Below are 18,662 nucleotides of genomic sequence, written 5' to 3' on the forward strand. Positions count from 1 at the left end.
TGCGTACTGGGCATGTTTCCCCGTCCGCTCCGGGTGAGCCTCACCCGGAGCGGGCGAGGTGGCGCGTGCCCGGGGTGCGGGTACAGGCCCGTGGGGCGCCCGCACCCGTGGGGCGCCCGCACGCACGTCAGGTGGCAGGCCGGTGGTCGGCGGGGCAGGCTTTCGCCCATGACGACTCACGGTCGGATCCGCACCGGTGGCCTGGACATCTCCGCCCGAGCAGGCTTCCTGCTCGGAGCCTTCGCCACCGGAGTCTCGTATCAACCCAACCTGTTGTCTCGCGCCACCCGTGATCAGGCGCTGATCACCGGGGTGGCGACGGCGACCGCCTTCGAGTGGGGGACAGCGGCGCACTCCTTCCTTCGGTCCACCGCCGACCGGCTCCCCGTCGGCGGGGAGCCCCTGAGGAATCGGGCGGTGACCGGGGCGATCGTGGACGCGTCCGCGCTCGCGGCCGGGATCGCGGTGTGCCGGGGCGCGTCCCCCCAGGAGCACGAGTCCACCCGGCGGGCTCTGGTCCGGTTGCTCGGCACCAGCACGCTCGCCGTCGCGGCCGGCGGTCTGGTCGCCGATGCGCTGGAGCTGCGCCGGGGTGCTCGCACCGGGCGGCTGGAAGCGGGGGCGGTCGCGCTGCTCGCGGGGGCCGCCGGGTACCTGTCCACCCGGCCGCGCAAGACGAGGGCGGGGTCGTTCGACCCTGACCCCGACGAGGGCGAAGGCGGGGTCGAGGACGTCCACCGCGAGGTCTCCCCGGCGAAGGCGGTCACCTCGGGCATCGTCGTGACCCTCGCCCTGGTGGGCGTGGCACGGGCGGAGTCCGTCGTCAGCGGAGCGTTCGCCCGCGGCGCCGCGATCGTGCTGGGTGGGTCGGCCCAGGACCGGCGGACCGCCGGCCGCGTGGCCACCTTCGGGGCGCTCGCGGGGGCCGGCTGGGGCGCGATCACGGCCGTGAACGCGATGCTCACGAAGCCCGGCGGAGCCGTCGAGGCGGCCCACCGCCGGCCGCCGGAGCGGGCCGAGGTGACCGGCGGCCCGGGCTCGGCGATCCCGTGGACGGACCAGTCCCGGGAGTCGGCGCGGTGGCTCTCGATGGCCCTGACCGCCGACGAGATCACCGGGGTGATGGGGGAGCCGGCCCTGCAGCCGATCCGGGTCTACGCCTCGCTCGACAGCGCCGCCGACGCGCAGGGACGTGCCGCCTTGCTGCTCGCGGAGATCGACCGCACCCGTGCCCTGGACCGGGCAGCGTTCGCGCTCTTCTCCCCGACGGGCTCCGGCTACATCAACTACGTCGCCTCCGAGACGTTCGAGTACCTCACCCGCGGGAACTGCGCCTCGGCGGGCATCCAGTACTCCGTCCTGCCGTCCGCGCTGTCCCTGACCCGGGTGGACCTGGCCACCCACCAGACCCGGATCGTCGTGAACGGCGTCGTGCAGCGACTGCTGGCGATGGCGCCGGAGCGGCGACCGAAGTTCTACCTGTTCGGGGAGAGCCTGGGCTCTCAGGTCAGCGAGGAGATCTTCCGCGGCCAGGGGATGACCGGCCCGACCGGCATCGGGCTCGATGCGGCCCTGTGGATCGGGACGCCGGCGGCGACCGAGTGGCGCCGGGAGCTGTGGGGCACCCGCTCGGTGGTGGACGTGCCCGACGTCGGGCCGGGTGCCGCGTACCTGCCCCGCGGGATCCGCGACTGGCACGGCCTGCCGGCGGCGGAGCGGACCCGGGTGCGCTACCTGCTGCTGCAGAACGGCGACGACCCGGTCCCGAAGTTCAGCTCCTACCTGCTGTGGAAGCGCCCGGACTGGATGGGCCGCGGCGGCGCGCGCCCGCCCGGGTCGCCGCGAGGGACCCGATGGATGCCGGTGACGACGTTCTTCATGACCTTCCTGGACCTGCAGAATGCGCTCTCGCCCACGCCGGGCGTGTTCGACGAGGGCGGGCACGACTATCGGCGCGAGGTCCCGCAAGCCCTGCGTGAGGTCTGGCAGCTCAAGGCGAGCGACGACCAGATGGTCGCCGTGCAAGCCGCGCTGCGCCGCCGCGAGCTGGCTTGGGAGGTCAAGCGCCGGTGGGCTGTCACCGAGGCCGTGCCCACCCCGGTACGCGCCGCCGCGCAGCTCAAGCTCGCCGAGACGGTGTCGCGGTGGACCGGCCGGACGCTCGACACCGCCGCACTGGCAGAGATCGTCGCGACCGACGCCGGCTGACCTGGGGCCGGCCTCAGGATCCAGGTGGTCCACCCGGGCGGGGTGGGCCGGCCGGCGTGGGGATCGGTGGCAGCCATTGTCCGGCGACGAACGCGACCACGACGGCGACGATCACGAGGGGCACTACCGTGTACCCGTCGCTGGTCAGCAAGACGGTGGCCAGCAGCGCCGAGGTGAACGGGAGCTTGAGCATCGAGGCGCACATCGCGCCGATCCCCATCCCGACGGCCGGGACGAGCGACAGGCCGGGCAGGTTCGCCGCCATCACGCCGAGCGCGGCTCCGATGAACATGCTGGGGAAGACCGGGCCACCGCGAAAGGCGCTCAGCGACAACGAGTACGCGAGGACCTTGCAGACGACGAGCAGGGCGAGGGCACCGATCGACCAGGTCGCGGACTGGGTGATCAGCGACCCGAGCGCGTCCTGCCCGGAGAACAGGACCTGGTCGATGCCCTTGCCGGTGACCTGGGAGAAGGCGATCGCGAGCCCGGCGACGGCGAGGCCGAGGAGGGTCGTGACCGGTACCCGGTGGGCGTGCACCGCGGGACGCACCGCCCGGGCGAGGGTGATCGTCGCCCACGCGAGGAGCGGTGCCGTGAGACCGAAGAGGATCGCCCACCCGAACATGGCGCCGGTCAGCGTGGTGAACGGGGGGAGGTCGGGAATCGCGAGCGAGAACGTGCCGAGCCCGGTCAATGAGTCGATCCCGACGAACACGAGCGACCCGATCCCGGCGGCGAGCAGCCCGGGGAGCAGCGCGACGGCCAGCATCGCGCCACCGAGACCGGCGGCCTCCATGAGCAGGAACGCTCCGAGCAGCGGCGATCCGAGCAGGGTGCTGATCGCCGCGAAGCTGCCGGCAGTCGCGATGAGGGCGATCGCGGTCGGGGGCGCGTCCTTCTTGACCACCCGCACGGCAAGCCCGCCGAGACCGCCGCCCAGGGCGATCAACGGTGCCTCCGGGCCGAGGACGGCCCCGAGGCTCAGGGTGGCCAGGGCGGCGAGGAAGACTCCGGGCAGCTCGATCGGACGTGGCGGTCCGCCGGTCGCGAAGCCGTCCGCGGGCGAGTGTCCCGAGTTGCCCGGCAGGTACCGGATGCACAGCGCGGTGAGGAACCCCGAAAGGCCCACCAAGGGCAACGCCCACCAGATCGGGGCGGTGGCGAAGCCCAGCTGGACCGGGAGGTCGGTGAACAGGTACTCCTGCAGCCACGCGACCAGGGCGAGGAACCCGTACGCGACGGCGGCGACGGGAACGCCCACGAGCGCCGCGAGCACCAGCGCTCCGACGTAGGCGCGCGATCGGACCATGGACAGGGGATCGGCGACCGCCGCCGAGTGCGGTGCGGCCCCCGTTCGCGGCGCAGGCGACGTCTGCTCAGCGGGTTGTCGACCGAGGTCTGGGTCCACAGATTCCCCCCTTGGGCTTTCCCGGTTCGCTTGTCGAACCTAGCGGCGAATCGTGAGCGGGGCACGTTGATCGCCCGCCGCGGATGAGTCTGGCCGCCCCAGGCCGACGCCACGATGGACGGGGTTGACGATCGAGGGAAGGAACGTCGATGGCTGAGACACGCAGGCAGACCCGCGGGACGTCGCGGCAGGCCGAACCTGCTCCGACCGGCTGGGTCGGGTGGATCGCATTCGCGGCCACCATGATGCTGATGCTCGGTTCGTTCCATGTGTTCCAGGGCCTCGTCGCCCTCTTCCAGGACGAGTACTACCTGGTCGGCCAGAACGGACTGGTCGTCCAGGTCGACTACACGGCCTGGGGCTGGACCCACGTGGTCCTCGGCGTCCTGGTCGTGGCGACCGGGATCGGCCTCATGGTCGGGCAGATGTGGGCGCGAGTCGTCGCGGTCGTCCTGATGGTGGTGAGCGCCATCGTGAACATCGGGTTCCTGGCTGCCTACCCCGCCTGGTCCGCGATCATGATCGCGTTGGACGTCCTGGTGATCTGGGCCGTGACGGTTCATGGTCGAGAGATGAAGTCCGTCGAGAGCTGACTTCGGGGGTTCTCCTCACATCGCGGGTCCGGGGGCCGATCGGTGGGAGCCAGGACGAGTTGCACCACGCCATGCGTTTTTCCCCGGGGGATGATCGATGCTGATTTCCGAGGTCGGTTCCGACCCCGCGGCCGACCGCGAGTTCGCTCTCCTGCTCGACCGTCGGCACGTGCAGGTGGTGTTCCAACCGCTCGTCGACCTGCACTCCGGGGAGATCGTGGGCCTCGAGGCCCTCGCGCGGGGCCCGGCCGGCACCCAGTTCGCCTCCCCGCTGACCATGTTCGCCGCCGCGCGGCGCGCCGGGCGGGTTGCTGAGCTCGACTGGGTGTGCCGTGCGGCCGCGTACCAGGCCTTCCTCGACGCGGACCTGCCGCCGGCGATGTCGCTGTTCGTGAACGTCGAACCGGAAGCGATCGCGCAGCCGTGCCCGTCGGACCTCACGGGTGTCGTCGCGCGGGCGGAGTCCGTCCTGCGGGTGTTCGTCGAGATCAACGACCACGCGCTCGCGGCCGATCCGGCCGGTGTCCTGGCCGCGGTCGTTCGCGCCCGCGACATCGGCTGGGGCGTCGCGATGGACGACGTCGGGGTCAGTCGCGCGCCGATCGCCATGCTCCCGATCGTGTGCGCGGACCTCGTCAAGCTCGACCTGCGACGCCTCGCGGACGCGAGCGTCGTGGATGCCGCCGCGGTCATCTCCAGCGTGCTGCGCCATGTCGAGGCGATCGGCGCCACGCTGCTCGTCGAGGGGATCGAGACCGAGGAGGACGCCATCTGGGCGCGCGCGCTCGGGGCGACCTATGGGCAGGGGCACCACCTCGGGGTTCCGGCGCCGCTGCTCGACCACTACCCGGCGCCGCGCGTCCCGGTGCACCTGGTGACCCCCCTCGTCGCAGATCAGCCGTTCGACTCGCCCTTCGAGCTGCTCGGTGGTCGGAGCTACCAGCGGATGGACCTCGACGTGCTGACCCGCCTGATAGCGGTGATGGCACTGAGCCCGCGTTCCCTCGGGACGTGGCCCGCCTACCTCGTCGGGATGAGCCGGGACGCGGAGCTCCCCGCGAGGTTGACCGACCACATCGCCGTGATGCACTCGAGCGCCCTGCTCTGGGTGGTGTTCGGCACCGCCATGGCGGCCGAGCCGGTCCCCGGCGTCCACGGTGTTCGCCTGCACCTCGACGACCCCCTCGCGGACGAGCGGTTCTTCATCGTGCTCAGCGACCAGGCCCCGACCGCGGTGTTCGCGCGGCTCTGCCCGGACGGCCTGTACGACGTGGTCGTCACGCAGGACCGCGACCTGGTGCACGCCGTCGCGTACCACCTGATCCGGCGCATGCCACGACCGGGCGGCCCGAACTTCGCGTTGCCCGTCCACAGACGCGAACCCACGGCCGACGACGCCGACTCCACCGTGGCCAAGCGCGGCTGGCGCGGGCGCCTGTCGGCCAAGGGCTGATCGACGGCGGGTCGGCGCCGCGCCGCCGCGCCGCCGCGCCGGATCCCGAATGGGGTGGAGGTCACCCCAACCGTGGCGCAGTCGTGGAAATGTAGGCGTCATGGCTCCCGACCCGCGTGAACTGTTTCCCGGCAAGCAGTTCATCAGCACGATCCTCGGGGCGCTCGAGACCAAGACTGCGATGTCGGGGGAGCTCACGCGGCGATACCTGCAGCGCGCCGGGATGGCGGGCGTGATCATCGGGCTCTTCTACGGTACGAACTATGCGGTCATCGCGGCGTTCGACGAGGTGACCTTCGTCGGCGGAGATCTGCATTCCCTCGGCCGGATCGCGGGTGCGCTGGTCTTCGGCTGGGCCCTGGTGTTCATCTATTACTCGAAGTCCGAGCTCCTCACCTCGAACATGATGATCATCTCGATCGGTGCGTACCACCGTCGGACCACGTGGGGAAAGTCGCTGCGCCTGCTGGGACTGTGCCTCCTGGGCAACTTCCTCGGCGGGCTCTTCATCGCGGTGCTCGTCCGGTTCAGCACCCTCATCGACGGCGGCGCGCTCCTGGTGATGGAGGCGTCGGTCGACCACAAGCTCGAGTTCATCACCGCCGGCGCCGCAGGGTGGACCGACCTGTTGATCCGCGCGATCCTCTGCAACTTCATGATCAACATCGCCATGCTGCTGGTCTACAACGGGTTGATCAAGGATGACCTCACCAAGAGCCTCGTGATGATCATGTCGGTGTTCATCTTCGCGTTCCTCGGGCTCGAGCACTCGGTGGCCAACACCGTGCTGTTCACGATCGTCGGCCTCAAGGAGGGCATCGACGTCGGCCTGGCCGCAGCGAACGTGGCCATCGCCCTGGTCGGCAACTTCATCGGCGGCGGTCTCCTGATCGGGTTCTACTACGCCTATGTCAACGACGACACCCGGTACCTGCGGGAGAAGCCGCAGGCGGACTGATCAGTTCCCGTCCCTGCCGTCACCGCCGCCGGGGCCGGGGCCGGGGTCCGAGTGCGGGTCGATCGCCGGCGCGGGGGGCGCCTCGGGCGACGGTGGCGGAGCGGGCGGCTGCCCGTTCGACAGGGTGAGAGTCACGGTGGAGCCGTACGGGACGCTCGCCCCGGCGCGCGGCGACGTCGACACCACGGTCCCGGCAGGCGAGTCCGCCGCAACCTGTTCGCCCGCGACCACCGTCTCGAAGCCGGCCGCGCTCAGGATCGCTCGGGCGCTGGTTTCGGACCGGCCGACCACGTTGGGGACGGCCTTCTGGGCGCCGAAGATCTCATCGGTGCCCGCCGGCGCGAAGTCCTGGACCGGCATGCCCTCGATCGCCTGCTCCATGAAGCGCTTCCAGGTCGGTCCGGCGATCGACGAGCCGAACACGTTGCGGTAGTACTTCCCCTTGATCGTCACCCGTTGGACCGGGATCATGCCTTCCGCGTGGCCGACCCAGACGGCGGTCGCCAGCTGCGGGGTGTAGCCGACGAACCAGGTGTGCTCGTTCTCGGACGTCGTGCCGGTCTTGCCCGCGGACGGCCGGTCCAGTGCGCCGACGGATCTGCCGGTGCCCTCGAACACGTGACCGAGGGCGAAGTTCATGGCGGCCGCGATCCGCGGTTCGATCGCCTGACGGCAGTTGCTCGCCGGGACAGCGAGCTCGTTGCCGTTCGGATCTGTCACCCGCGTGATGGCGATCGGCTCGCAGAAGGTGCCGTTCGTCGCGAAGGCGGCGAACGCGGCGGCCATCGTCAGGGGAGCGAGCGACTCGCTCCCGAGGACGTTCGGCGCAAAGACGCCCATGTCCTTGCCGGTGGCCTGGTGGATCCCGACCGACTTGGCCCCCTGCATGATCGCGCAGAGGTCGAGCCTGCTGGCCATCCGGACGAAACCGGAGTTCACCGAGTTCTTGGTCGCGTCGAGCACGGTCATGACACCGGCGGGGCCCTCCGCGTTCCCGAACGTCCACGGCTTGCCGGTGAGCCTCGTGCACGGCGCGCGGAACGCGCTCATCGGGTACGACATCTGCCGTGCGTCGATGACCTCGCTGAGGTTGTGACCTTCCTTGAGCCACTCCATGAGCGTGAACGGCTTGAAGGTGGAACCGGGAGAGAACCCGGTCGATCCGCCGAACGCCGCGTCGGCGTTGTAGTTGACCGACGTCTCTCGGTCACCGGCGGTCTTCGTGCTGTTGAAGCTCCGGTTCTGGGCCATCGCGAGGATCTTGCCGGTGCCGGGCTCGACCACGGAGATCGCGGAGGCGACCCCAGACGGGTCGTCCACGGGGATGCCGGCCTTTACCTGGTCGTCGGCGATCTGCTGCATCCGCGGGTCGAGGGTCGTGGTGATGGTCAGGCCGCCGCGGTAGAGCAGCTCCGCGCGCTCCTCCTTCGTCTCGCCGAAGGCCTCGTTCTTGGTGATCACCTTGGTGACGTAGTCGCAGAAGTACCCCGAGCCTGCGAAGGCGCTGCCGGCCATGCACCCCAGGCTGGTCTTCTGGATGCTGAGGTAGCCGCCGTCGGCCACGCTGGCGACCGGGACGAGGATGCCGGCGTCGTACTCGGCCTGGGTGATGATCTTCTGGCCGAGCATGAGCCCGAGGACGACGTTGCGCCGGCCCTGGGACAGGTCCGGGTTGACGACCGGGTCGTAGCGGGTCGGGCTCTTGGTGACCGCGGCGAGGGTGGCGGCCTCGAGGTAGTTGAGGTCCGCGGCGGACTTGGTGAAGTAGAGCTGGGCGGCGGCCTCGACCCCGTAGACCGAGGCGCCGAACTGCGCGATGTTCAGGTAGCGCCCGAGGATCTCGTCCTTGGTGTACTTCTGCTCGAGCGCGATGGCGAGCTTCGCCTCGCGCAGCTTGCGGCTCAGGCCCGCCGCGCCGGCGATCTCACGCGCCGCGGCGATCCCGGCGTTGTCGTTGTTGCGGGCCGCGGCTTCGATGAGCACGTTCTTCACGTACTGCTGGGTGAGGGTGGACGCGCCCTGCAGGTCCGAGGTGAGGGCATTCTTCAACGCTGCGCGGACCATCGCGGTGGAGTCGATTCCGCCGTGCTCGTAGAAGCGCTTGTCCTCGGTCGCCACGACCGCCTGCGCCATGATCGGTGCGATCCGGTCGAGCGGGACGACGATCCGGTTCTCGAGGTAGAAGGTCGCAAGCACGGTGGTTCCGTCGTTGGCGAGCACCACGGACTTCTGCGACAGCGGCTGTTCTTTCAATTCGGTCGGCAGGTCGGAGAAGACGGACGTCGTCGCCCCCGCGACGACGCTCATGCCCGCGACCGCTGGCATGAGAAGGCCCGCGGCCAGCACGCCACCGAGACCCGCGATCAGGAGGAACGCGAGGAGAAGGGCGAGCACCTGGACCGCGGTGGCCTGGCGCCCGCGGGCTTTCGCGGGGGGAGCCATGGTGTCCAGATTAGGGCGTTTCGCCACTGGTCGCCCGGCAGGGAAGCCCGAAAATACTGCCTCAGAACGTCCGTCGCCGCGCCGTTCGTCTCATCCGCCGGGGGTGATCTGCCGGCATTTCTTCAGGGCCCACCGTGCGGGCCTCGTCCGGGGTAAAACAATGCCCCTCCGCCTCCCCGCAATAGCGGGGCCACCCGGCCGGTTCCCCGCGGACGACGGCGCCGTTGACAGCGCGCACGAGCGGGCGCCGAGGAGTAGAGGTAGAACCAAGGAAACACGCGGGCGGCGGCGCCGCGCTCGTGGACCAACGACACGGGGAAGTGGATCGTGAGCAACGAGCAGCGCGAGCAGGTCAGGAGCGGGAGAGGGTTCATCGCTGCTCTGGACCAGAGTGGTGGCAGCACCCCGCGGGCGTTGAAGCTGTACGGGCTCGACGAGTCCACATACTCGAGCGAGAGCGAGATGTTCGCGCTCATCCATGAGATGCGCAGCCGGATCATCACCAGTCCGGCGTTCACCGGCGACCGGATCGTGGGCTCGATCCTCTTCGAGATGACGATGGACCGTCAGATCGGCGGCACGGGTGCGGCGGAGTACCTGTGGGAGGAGAAGCGCGTCGTCCCCTTCCTGAAGGTCGACAAGGGGCTCGCCGAAGAGGTCGACGGCGCCCGGGTCATGAAGCCCATCCCGGACCTTGGTGCCCTGCTCTCCCGCGCGAGGTCTCATGGTGTGTTCGGCACCAAGATGCGCTCGGTCATCAGGCTCGCCGACCCGGCTGGGGTGTCCGCCGTGGTGGGTCAGCAGTTCGCGGTAGGGAAGGAGATCATCGGCGCCGGGCTGGTGCCGATCATCGAACCCGAGATCGACATCCACAGTCCCCAGAAAGCCGCGGCCGAGGAGCTGCTCAAGCCCGCGATCCTCGCTGAGCTCGGACGGCTCGACGCGGATCAGGTCATCATGCTCAAGCTCACCCTGCCGGACGAGGCAGACCTCTATGCCGACCTGGTGGAGCATCCCCGGGTGCTACGGGTGGCTGCCCTGTCCGGCGGGTACACCCGCGAGGACGCCACAGCGCGCCTCGCTCAGAACCACGGCGTGATCGCGAGCTTCAGCCGGGCCCTGACCGAGGGCCTGACCGCCCAGCAGAGCCAGGCCGAGTTCGACGCGGCCCTCGAGCTCGCGATCGCCAGCATCTATGCGGCGTCGATCACCTGACCGTCCGACGTCAGGTGTCGTGGAGCCACGGGGTGAAGCAGATCCCGACCAGGAGACCGTCCGGGGTCTGCAGCCGGGCGATGATCTGGTGCCAGGGTTCGGTGCGGGCGGGGTGCAGCAGCTGGTAGCCCTTGTCCACGAGCTCGCCGGCCGCCGCCTCGACGTCGTCGACCTCGAACTCGATGCACGCCTGCGGCACCGGGTGCGAGTCGGGCCACTGCGGCTGACCGAAGCAGGCCGTCGCCGCCTCCGTCAGCGGCCAGACACCGAAGTGCTTCACCCCGGCGAGGCCTTCGAAGAAGACGTACTGGGAGTCGACCGCGGTGATGGCCGAGCGGAGGGGGAGCCCCAGGGTGTCGCGGAACAGGCGACGGTCCTGGGTGGGGTGGCCGGTGATGACCGTGAAGCTCGCAACGAAACGGACGTCCATGCGGCCCAAGCCTAGGCCGTAGCCTTCTCGGCATGAGCACCCTTGATGAGGTCGGCGAGCGGGATGCCTGGCGATGCTGGCTGTGCGACGAGCCGGTCGACCCCGACGCCTCCGTCAACGCCGACCGCGGTCCCAGCATCGATGGCGGCGCCGCACCCAAGGGCAAGAAGGCGACCCCGGGCGCGGAGCGACTCGCGCACCGGGCCTGCAACACGCGCAAGGGTGCGGTCACGCCCGTGGTGGCCTGGTCGCCCGACCTGTTCGTCGTGGAGCCGGCACCGATCGTGTCGACCGTCGAACGGCTGACCCGCAAGGGTGGGCGGGAGCTGGTGGCGCGCTGTCCCAGCCGGGCGGACGCCGAGGACGCCGGCGCCTGGCTGGTGGACCGGCTGTCCCGGTTCGCGCCGGGGCTGGCCGTCACGACGCAGGTCGAGCCGGGCGGCGGGCAGTTCCTGCTGATGCTGCGCGCCGGCTGAGCGCTGATTGAGCTCCGGTTGAGCGCCGCGCGGTCAGACCGGCTCGGACAGGCCGAGCAGCACCCCGGGGATCGTCTCGCCCAGCACCTGGTCGGCGGGTAGCCCGGCCGGATCGGTGATCGTCCGGACGGCGACGCTCCGCAGGTACAGCGAGCACAGGATCTCCGTGAGCTGCCCGATCGGCATGGTCGGACGACGGCCGAGCCGGCGCAGCGCCTCGGTGATCACCTCGGCGACCTCCTGCTCGAACCGGTTGCGGTGCGCCAGGTACTGCCGTCCGGCATCCGGATGGCGCAGCGCGGCCAGCAGGTACTCGGTCTGGATGAGGTACCAGGTCCGCGCGTGCGGCCGGATGCGGTCGAGGATGGTGCCGATGCCGCTCAGGTCGAGCTCGGGGGCCAGTTCGACGCCGTCGCGCACGAGGCCGACCATCTGCTCCGACAGCTGCTCGAACAGGGCGTAGAACAGGTCGTCCTTGGTGGAGAAGTTCGAGTAGAAGGCGCCCCGGGTGAACCCGGCGGCCGCGGCGAGGTCGTCGACGGTGGCGGCGCCCAGGCCCTTCTCGGCGAACACCTCGGCGGCGGCGTCGAGCAGGCGCGCCCGGGTGGCCGTGCGACGGCGGCTGGGGGCGGGGGCGGGGGTGGCGATGGTCATGGCGGAGTCCAGGGTAGCGATGCGGAGAACCCCCGAGCGCGAACTCGCGGATACAGAAACGTATTGGATACGTTAGTGTACGGAAGTCGTCCCACGAGTTTGGGCGACGCATGCCGTCGCACGTCGGGAGCCCGTGAATGTCCTCGCAGCTGTATCGACTCGGCCGGGCCATGGCGCGGTACTGCCGGTCCGTGCTCATCGTCTGGGTCCTGCTCCTGACCGCCCTGGGCGGCGCGGTCGTGGTCAGCGGGGGAGAGCTCGAGGACAGCCTCTCGATCCCGGGGACCGAGGCGCAGGACGGTCTCGACGTGCTCGCGCAGCGCTTCCCCCAGGTGGCCGGCACGAGCGGGCAGCTGCTGTTCGTCGCGCCGGCCGGTGAGTCGATCGCCGAGCACACCGACCAGGTCACCGCGGTCCTGGATGCGGTCCGCGAGGTGCCCGACGTCGTGGCGGTCACCGACCCGTTCGACCCCGCGAACGCGCTCGACGTGTCCGCCGACGGCGCGCACGCGATCGCCACCGTCCAGCTGAGCGCGCGGCTCGGGGACCTGGACCCGGCGACGGTGCCGGCGCTCGAGACGGCCGCCGTGCCGGTCGGTTCGGACCTCGAGGTGCACATCGGCGGGGCGGTCTTCACGCAGACCAGCGTGCACATCTCCCCGTCCGAGGGGCTCGGGCTGGTGGTCGCGCTGCTGGTCCTGGTGATCACGTTCGGCTCGCTGCTCGCCGCGGGGCTGCCCCTGCTCACCGCCGTGCTCGGGATCGCGGTGGCGATGACGGCCGTGCTCACGATCGCCGCCGCCACGCCGGTGAGCAGCACCGCGCCCACCCTCGCGCTGATGATCGGGCTCGCGGTCGGGATCGACTATGCGCTGTTCGTGCTCTCGCGCCACCGCAGCCAGCTGGCGACCGGGATGGACGTCATCGAGTCCATCGCCCGCTCCGTGGCCACCGCCGGGAGCGCCGTCGTCTTCGCCGGGGCGACGGTGATCATCGCGCTGTGCGGCCTGTTCGTGGTGCAGATCCCGTTCCTCACCGTCATGGGCCTGACGGCCGCCCTCGCCGTCGCGATCGCGGTCCTGGTCGCCCTCACGGCCCTGCCCGCCCTGCTGGCCGCGTCCGGGGAGCGGCTGCGGCCGCGACCGGGATCGCGCGCGGCGGCCCGGGCCCTGGTCGAGCAGAGCGGCGACGAGCCGACGCAAGGGGGCAGGGTGCGGCACACCCTGGGCGCCCGGTGGGTCGCCCTGGTCACCCGCGTGCCGGTGCTCACGGTCGTGCTCGTGGTGGTGGGACTGCTGGCGATGGCCATCCCGGCGAAGGACCTCGAGCTGGGCCTGCCGGACAACGGCACGGCCGACGTCGGCACCCCCCAGCGCGAGACCTACGACCTGGTGGCCGACGCCTTCGGGGCGGGCTACAACACCCCGCTGCTCGTCACCGTCGACATCATCCGGACCACCGACCCGGTCGGCGTCATGGCGGACCTCGCCGACGACCTGCGCGGCCTGGACGGGGTGGCCGCGGTGGGTCTGGCGACCCCGAACGAGACCGCCGACCTGGGCATCGTCCAGGTGATCCCCGAGACCGGTCAGGCCGACCCGGCCACGGCCGCGCTGGTGGCGGAGATCCGCGGTCAGCGCGACGTGCTCGAGGAGCGCTACGGGATCACCGATCTGCGGGTCACCGGTCAGGTGGCCGTGACGATCGACGTCTCGGACCGGCTGGCCGACGCCCTGCTGCCGTTCGGCCTCTTCGTCGTCGGGCTCTCCCTGCTGCTGCTCACCGTCGTCTTCCGCTCCATCGCCGTTCCGCTCAAGGCCACCATCGGCTACGTGTTCTCCGTGCTGGCGGCGTTCGGCGCGGTCGCCGCGGTCTTCGAATGGGGGTGGGCGGCAGACCTGCTCAACGTGTCCAAGGTGGGGCCGGTCATCTCGTTCCTGCCGATCATCCTCATGGGTGTGCTCTTCGGCCTCGCGATGGACTACGAGGTCTTCCTCGTCTCGCGGATGCGTGAGGCCTACGTGCACGGATCGACCGCCCAGCGGGCCGTGCGGAGCGGCTTCCGGGCCAGCGCCCGGGTCGTCACGGCGGCCGCGATCATCATGATCAGCGTCTTCGCCGCCTTCGTCCCCACCGCCACCTCGACCGTCAAGCCCATCGCGCTCGGCCTCGCAGTCGGCGTGTTCGTCGATGCCTTCCTCGTGCGGATGACCCTGGTGCCGGCCGTGCTCGCGCTGCTCGGCGATCGCGCCTGGGCCCTGCCCGGGTGGCTGGACCGCCGTCTGCCGTCGCTCGACGTCGAGGGGGCGGCCCTCGAGCACCACCTCGCGCACGAGGCCTGGGTGCGCACCCACGGCGAGGCGGACGTCCGGCTGGACGAGGTCACCGTGCACGACGACGCAGGCGCCGTCGTGGTCGGGCCGGTCAGTGCCGTGGCCCGCCGGGGGCAGATCCTGGTGGTCGCCGAGGCCGACCCCGTCGCCCGGCGGGCGTTGCTCGCCGTCGTGGCGGGCCGGCTCGCCCCGAGCTCCGGCACGCTCGTCGTGCTCGGCCGGGTGCTGCCCGACGAGGCGGCCGCGGTGCGGGCGCGGGTGCCGTACCTCGCCGGCCCCGGTGCCCCGGCGCTGTCCTCGGTGCACGGACGCAGGCTCGTCGTCGTCGACGACGTGGCGGAGGACGAGACCGGCGGGCCGACCGGCACCACCTGGGCCGAGCTGGTCGCGCTCGCCCGTGCCGGCACGACCGTCGTCGTCGGCTGCGCCGGGCGGACCGCAGCCCTCTCCCAGGTGCCGGCCTATCTCGTGGTCGCACCCCGGCGACCACACCCGTCCGTCCTCGAGGAGGTGGCGCCGTGAAGCGCCCGATCACCCGTGCCGCCGCCGTCCTGCTCCTGCCGACCGTCTGCGGTGTGCTGGCCCTGTGGTCCCTGAGCGGGCGGGCCGACAACCTCGCCCTGCTGCCGGCCGCCGTCGTCAACCTGGACCAGATCGTCACCTCGTCCGAGGGCGACGACGAGCAGACCATCGCCGCCGGTCGCCTGCTCGCCGGGGCCCTGACCTCGCCGCAGACGCCGGCCGAGGAGACGCTGGACTGGCAGCTCACCGATGCCGGGGATGCCGAGAAGGGACTCACCGACGGCACCTACCAGGCGGTCCTGACGATCCCGGCCGACTTCTCCGCCACGATCGCCGCACTGTCGAAGGCGGGCCGGGGCGAGGGCACCGCCGAGCCCGCCACGATCCAGGTCCGGAGCAACGACTCCGCCAGCGTCCTGGTCGGGCTGCTCACCGACCAGGTCGCGGACGCGGCCGCGGCGAGCGTGGGCCGCCAGATCACCACCGGCTTCCTCGTCTCCACGTTCGACGGTTTCAGCGAGCTGAGCGTCGGGCTCGGCGAGGCCGCGGACGGTGGGGCACAGCTGCGGGACGGCACGACGGCCCTCGCCGCGGGAGCGGGCACCCTCGCGGCCGGCGCGGGGGAGCTCGCGGTCGGGACGGGCGAGGTCGCCGCCGGGGCGATCGACCTCGCCGCCGGGGCCGACGACCTGGCCGCCGGCGCCCGGCGGGTATCCGGCGGAGCCGCGGACCTGGCTGCCGGAGTGACCACGCTCGGGACCCAGGCCGCCACCTTGCCGCAGAGCACCCAGACCCTCGCCACCGGCGCCACCCAGGTCGCCGGCGGCCTCGGCGAGCTCGCGACCGGCCTGGCGGCGCTGGCCGAGCAGTGCTCGCTCGTGACGCCGTCCGCGGAGTTCTGCGGCCAGCTGGGCAGCGCTGCGTCGTCCGCCGGGTCGCTGGTCGCGGGGGCCGACCAGGTCGCAGCCGGTACCGGGAGCCTCGCCGCCGCAGCACCTGCCCTGCGGGACGGCATCGGCACCCTGGGTGCCGGTGCGACCGCGTTGGCCCAGGGAGCGGCATCGGTGCATGCGGGCGCGGGCGCCTTGGCCACCGGCGTCGGCACCCTGGCCGACGGTGCGGGGCAGGCGGCCGACGGGGCCGCCGCGTTGAGCACCGGGGCGACGGGACTCGCGACCGGCGCCACTGACCTGACGGTCGGGGCGCAGGATCTTGCCGCCGGACTGAGCGACGCCGCCGGCGGGGTGCCCGACCTCACGGGGGCGGACGGCGCGGTGCTCGCCGACGTCGTCGTGCAGCCCGTCGTCGCGCAGTCCTCGCGGATCAACGCCTCGCCCGGTGGGGCGACGGACTCCGCCCCCCTGGTGGTCGCGCTGGTGCTGTGGCTCGGGGCGTTCGCCAGCCTGCTCGTCCTGGAGGCGCTGCCCGCCCGGAAGCTCGCGGCGCCGTCCTCCGCGGCCGGGGTCGCGCTGCTCGGCTGGCGCCGGTCCGCGGTCTGGGGGCTGGTGCAGGCGGCCGTGCTCGGGGCGAGCCTGCCGCTGCTGGGGATCTCGCTGGTGTCGCCGGTGGCTGCCGTCGGTCTGACGGCGCTCGCGGCGGTCGTGTTCGCGGCGATCAACCAGGCGCTGGTCGCCCTCTGGGGACGCACCGGGTGGGTGGTGTCCATCGCGCTGCTCGGCGCGCAGGTCGCTGCGCTCGGCGGCATCGTGCCGATCGAGACCGCACCGGCGGTCTTCCGCGCCCTCAACGGGGTCCTCCCGGTCCCGCTCGTCGTCGACGGGCTGGCCCACCTCACCCTCGGTGGGCAGGTCGGCTCGCTCTCGACCGTGGTCGCCAGCCTGCTCGGATGGCTCGTGGTCTCGCTCGGCGTGAGCACCCTCGTGGCCCGAGGCCGGCAGCAGACCTCGGTGGCGCGGCTGCGGCGCGACCTGGTCGCCGTCCCCGCCTGACCGTCCCCGCCTGACCCGTCGCGGCCGCGGCCACGGCTGTCCGGTGAGGGCCGCGGGGCACCATAGACTCATGTTGTGTCTATGTTGCCCACGAGTCCCTCCGCCGCCGACGTCGCCTACCGCTACGTCAAGGAACTGGTCCTCGACGACCGTCTGCCGGGCGGCAGCATGATCAGCGAGGGGCAGATCGCCGGTCAGCTCACGGTGAGTCGGACCCCTGTCCGTGAGGCCTTCCTTCGGCTGGAGGCCGAGGGATGGCTGCGCCTGTACCCGAAACGCGGCGCGGTCATCGTGCCGATCGCCGCGGGGGAGGCGCGCGCCGTCGTCGATGCGCGGCTGCTGCTCGAGGTGCACGCCGTCGAGTCGCTGGCCACCGCCGACGACCGTGCGCGGCTGCGCGCCGCGCTCGAGTCCTCGATCGCCCGGCAGAGCGCGGCCCTCGACGACGGCGACCTCGAGGCCTACTCCCGACACGACACGGAGTTCCATCTCGCGATCGTGGCGGCAGGCGGCAACGCGCTGCTCACGAGCTTCTGCGTGTCGTTGCGCGAGCGTCAGCACCGGATGACGGCACGGTCGCTGTGGCGCGACGTCGAGCGCGCCCGGGGCTTCGTGCGCGGACATGCCGAGCTCGCCGTCCTGGTCGGCGCCGGGGACGTCCCGGGTTTCGGCGCCGCGCTGCGACGCCATCTGCGCGACGCCCACCTGGTCGAGCGCGCGGCCGACGCGGCGACGCTGTGACGCGTGGCCGGTGGCGGAGCCCGGGCGGGACGCGCGCGAGGTGGTGGGCCGCGCCCTGGCTCGCCGTCGGCAGCTCGATCTTCGCGATCGCCTGGGGCGGCAACGAGTTCACGCCCCTGCTCGTCCTGTACCGCGACGTCAGCCATTTCTCGGCGGTCACCGTCAACCTGCTTCTCGGCGCGTACGTGCTCGGCATCGTGCCCGCGCTGCTGGTCGGGGGGCCGCTGTCCGATCGCTACGGCCGGCGCCCGCTGATGCTGCCCGCGGCACCGCTCAGCCTGGCCGGGTCGCTCGTGCTCGCCTTCTGCGCTCCGTGGCCGCTCGCCCTCTGCCTGGGGCGGGTGCTGTGCGGGCTCGCCCTCGGTCTGGTGATGGCGGTCGGCACGACCTGGATCATGGAGCTCTCCGCGGGGGAGTGCGACTCCGGTGCGGGTGCTCGACGCGCGTCGCTGTCCCTCACCCTCGGCTTTCTCGCCGGCGCCGGGGTGGCCGGCGTGCTCGCGCAGTGGGGCCCCTGGCCCACCGAGACCGCCTATCTGGTCCACGTGGCGCTCACGGTCGTCACCGGGCTGTGGCTCCTGCGTGCCCCGGAGACCCGTCGCAGCGAACCCGCGCGGCTGGGCGGCACGCTTCGTGCCGACCTCCGGGTGCCGTCCGTGGCGCACCGGCGCTTCCGGCGCGTCGTCGTCCCGCTCGCGCCGTGGGTGTTCGGGTGCGCCGGCAGCGCGTACGCGGTGCTGCCCGGTCTCATGCGCGCCCACACCGGCGGCCTGCCCATCGCCTTCTCCGCTCTGCTGACGGTCCTCACCCTCGGGTGCGGGGTCGGGATCCAGGTGCTCGGGCGGGCCATCGACACGTCCCGGAGCGCTCGGGCGTCGGTGCTGGCGCTCGTGATCATCGTCGCCGGCATGGGTCTCGGGTCAGCGGCGGCGGCGGAGCTGACGCTGGCGCTGGCACTCGCGGCTGCCGCGGTGCTCGGCCTGGGCTACGGCCTCGCGCTCGTCGCGGGGCTGAACGAGGTCCGGCGCATCGCCGGCCCCGACGACCTCGCCGGGTTGACCGCCGTCTACTACTCGTTCGCCTATCTCGGCTTCTTCATCCCGGCGGTGCTCGCGCTCCTGGCCCCGCGCTGGAGCTACCCGGAGATGTTCGGTGCGGGATTCGTCATCGCCGTCGGCTGCCTCGTCGTGGTCGGCTCTGGATGGCGCGCGCACCTGCCGACGGTCGCCATCGGGTCGACGGCGGTCGCTCGATAGGTCCCGGACCGGCCGTGGGGT

The 18,662-nt window shown here is 71.9% G+C and carries 14 protein-coding genes; 10 read left to right on the forward strand and 4 right to left on the reverse strand.

Annotated features, from left to right (window positions below; genetic code table 11):
* Positions 1–168: 168 nt before the first annotated feature.
* A complete protein-coding gene (locus EUA98_RS09025; RefSeq protein ID WP_165372777.1) occupies positions 169–2,208 on the forward strand; it encodes an alpha/beta-hydrolase family protein in 2,040 nt (679 codons plus the stop codon).
* Between the two features lie 13 nt (positions 2,209–2,221).
* Here the strand turns inward: EUA98_RS09025 and EUA98_RS09030 are convergent, their stop codons facing one another.
* Positions 2,222–3,520 carry a chloride channel protein gene (locus EUA98_RS09030; RefSeq protein WP_130102352.1) on the reverse strand — a complete coding sequence of 433 codons (1,299 nt, stop codon included), beginning with the start codon at positions 3,518–3,520 and terminating at the stop codon, positions 2,222–2,224.
* Between the two features lie 248 nt (positions 3,521–3,768).
* On the opposite strand from EUA98_RS09030, the gene EUA98_RS09035 reads away from it, so the two are divergent.
* The 3 genes from EUA98_RS09035 to EUA98_RS09045 all read left to right on the forward strand — a co-directional run bounded on the left by EUA98_RS09035 (position 3,769) and on the right by EUA98_RS09045 (position 6,623).
* A complete protein-coding gene (locus EUA98_RS09035; RefSeq protein WP_130102353.1) occupies positions 3,769–4,212 on the forward strand; it encodes a DUF7144 family membrane protein in 444 nt (147 codons plus the stop codon).
* Positions 4,213–4,309: 97 nt separating this feature from the next.
* Entirely contained in the window at positions 4,310–5,665 is a 1,356-nt protein-coding gene (locus EUA98_RS09040) for an EAL domain-containing protein (RefSeq protein WP_130102354.1), read from the forward strand.
* A 100-nt stretch (positions 5,666–5,765) separates the two neighbouring features.
* Positions 5,766–6,623, forward strand: coding sequence for a formate/nitrite transporter family protein (locus tag EUA98_RS09045; protein WP_130102355.1), 858 nt, complete (start codon positions 5,766–5,768; stop codon positions 6,621–6,623).
* On the opposite strand, the gene EUA98_RS09050 is transcribed toward EUA98_RS09045, so the two are convergent.
* Positions 6,624–9,065 (reverse strand): penicillin-binding protein, encoded by a 2,442-nt coding sequence (locus tag EUA98_RS09050; protein ID WP_130102356.1) that lies wholly within the window; start codon positions 9,063–9,065, stop codon positions 6,624–6,626.
* Positions 9,066–9,392: 327 nt separating this feature from the next.
* Here EUA98_RS09050 and EUA98_RS09055 point away from each other — a divergent pair, with 327 nt between their 5' ends.
* Positions 9,393–10,280, forward strand: a complete 888-nt coding sequence (locus EUA98_RS09055) for a fructose bisphosphate aldolase (RefSeq protein ID WP_130102357.1) — start codon at positions 9,393–9,395, stop codon at positions 10,278–10,280.
* A 10-nt stretch (positions 10,281–10,290) separates the two neighbouring features.
* Here the strand turns inward: EUA98_RS09055 and EUA98_RS09060 are convergent, their stop codons facing one another.
* On the reverse strand, positions 10,291–10,710 hold the full coding sequence (locus tag EUA98_RS09060; protein WP_130102358.1) for a VOC family protein: 420 nt from the start codon (positions 10,708–10,710) through the stop codon (positions 10,291–10,293).
* Between the two features lie 32 nt (positions 10,711–10,742).
* Between EUA98_RS09060 and EUA98_RS09065 the strand changes: the two genes are divergently transcribed.
* Positions 10,743–11,186 (forward strand): hypothetical protein, encoded by a 444-nt coding sequence (locus EUA98_RS09065; RefSeq protein WP_130102359.1) that lies wholly within the window; start codon positions 10,743–10,745, stop codon positions 11,184–11,186.
* 33 nt (positions 11,187–11,219) lie between these two features.
* Here EUA98_RS09065 and EUA98_RS09070 read toward each other — a convergent pair whose 3' ends face one another.
* Positions 11,220–11,840, reverse strand: coding sequence for a TetR/AcrR family transcriptional regulator (locus EUA98_RS09070; protein WP_130102360.1), 621 nt, complete (start codon positions 11,838–11,840; stop codon positions 11,220–11,222).
* A gap of 137 nt (positions 11,841–11,977) precedes the next feature.
* Between EUA98_RS09070 and EUA98_RS09075 the strand changes: the two genes are divergently transcribed.
* The 4 genes from EUA98_RS09075 to EUA98_RS09090 all read left to right on the forward strand — a co-directional run bounded on the left by EUA98_RS09075 (position 11,978) and on the right by EUA98_RS09090 (position 18,641).
* A complete protein-coding gene (locus EUA98_RS09075) occupies positions 11,978–14,695 on the forward strand; it encodes an MMPL family transporter (RefSeq protein ID WP_130102361.1) in 2,718 nt (905 codons plus the stop codon).
* Positions 14,692–16,644 carry a YhgE/Pip domain-containing protein gene (locus EUA98_RS09080; RefSeq protein ID WP_165372778.1) on the forward strand — a complete coding sequence of 651 codons (1,953 nt, stop codon included), beginning with the start codon at positions 14,692–14,694 and terminating at the stop codon, positions 16,642–16,644. The genes EUA98_RS09075 and EUA98_RS09080 overlap by 4 nt, the downstream gene beginning before the upstream one ends.
* Positions 16,645–16,725: 81 nt before the next feature.
* Positions 16,726–17,385 (forward strand): GntR family transcriptional regulator, encoded by a 660-nt coding sequence (locus EUA98_RS09085; protein WP_130102402.1) that lies wholly within the window; start codon positions 16,726–16,728, stop codon positions 17,383–17,385.
* A complete protein-coding gene (locus tag EUA98_RS09090) occupies positions 17,382–18,641 on the forward strand; it encodes an MFS transporter (protein ID WP_130102363.1) in 1,260 nt (419 codons plus the stop codon). The genes EUA98_RS09085 and EUA98_RS09090 overlap by 4 nt, the downstream gene beginning before the upstream one ends.
* The last annotated feature ends 21 nt before the right edge of the window (positions 18,642–18,662 follow it).

Origin of the sequence: Pengzhenrongella frigida, from assembly GCF_004168625.1 — a bacterium.
Taxonomy (GTDB): domain Bacteria; phylum Actinomycetota; class Actinomycetes; order Actinomycetales; family Cellulomonadaceae; genus Pengzhenrongella; species Pengzhenrongella frigida.

Bases quoted from the DNA above. Each gene is read 5' to 3' on its own strand.
- EUA98_RS09025 (WP_165372777.1), top strand. From the start codon at position 169: ATGACGACTCACGGTCGGATCCGCACCGGTGGCCTGGACATCTCCGCC.
- EUA98_RS09030 (WP_130102352.1), bottom strand. From the start codon at position 3,520: ATGGTCCGATCGCGCGCCTACGTCGGAGCGCTGGTGCTCGCGGCGCTC.
- EUA98_RS09085 (WP_130102402.1), top strand. From the start codon at position 16,726: ATGTTGCCCACGAGTCCCTCCGCCGCCGACGTCGCCTACCGCTACGTC.
- EUA98_RS09045 (WP_130102355.1), top strand. From the start codon at position 5,766: ATGGCTCCCGACCCGCGTGAACTGTTTCCCGGCAAGCAGTTCATCAGC.
- EUA98_RS09070 (WP_130102360.1), bottom strand. From the start codon at position 11,840: ATGACCATCGCCACCCCCGCCCCCGCCCCCAGCCGCCGTCGCACGGCC.
- EUA98_RS09060 (WP_130102358.1), bottom strand. From the start codon at position 10,710: ATGGACGTCCGTTTCGTTGCGAGCTTCACGGTCATCACCGGCCACCCC.
- EUA98_RS09040 (WP_130102354.1), top strand. From the start codon at position 4,310: ATGCTGATTTCCGAGGTCGGTTCCGACCCCGCGGCCGACCGCGAGTTC.
- EUA98_RS09050 (WP_130102356.1), bottom strand. From the start codon at position 9,065: ATGGCTCCCCCCGCGAAAGCCCGCGGGCGCCAGGCCACCGCGGTCCAG.
- EUA98_RS09035 (WP_130102353.1), top strand. From the start codon at position 3,769: ATGGCTGAGACACGCAGGCAGACCCGCGGGACGTCGCGGCAGGCCGAA.
- EUA98_RS09065 (WP_130102359.1), top strand. From the start codon at position 10,743: ATGAGCACCCTTGATGAGGTCGGCGAGCGGGATGCCTGGCGATGCTGG.
- EUA98_RS09075 (WP_130102361.1), top strand. From the start codon at position 11,978: ATGTCCTCGCAGCTGTATCGACTCGGCCGGGCCATGGCGCGGTACTGC.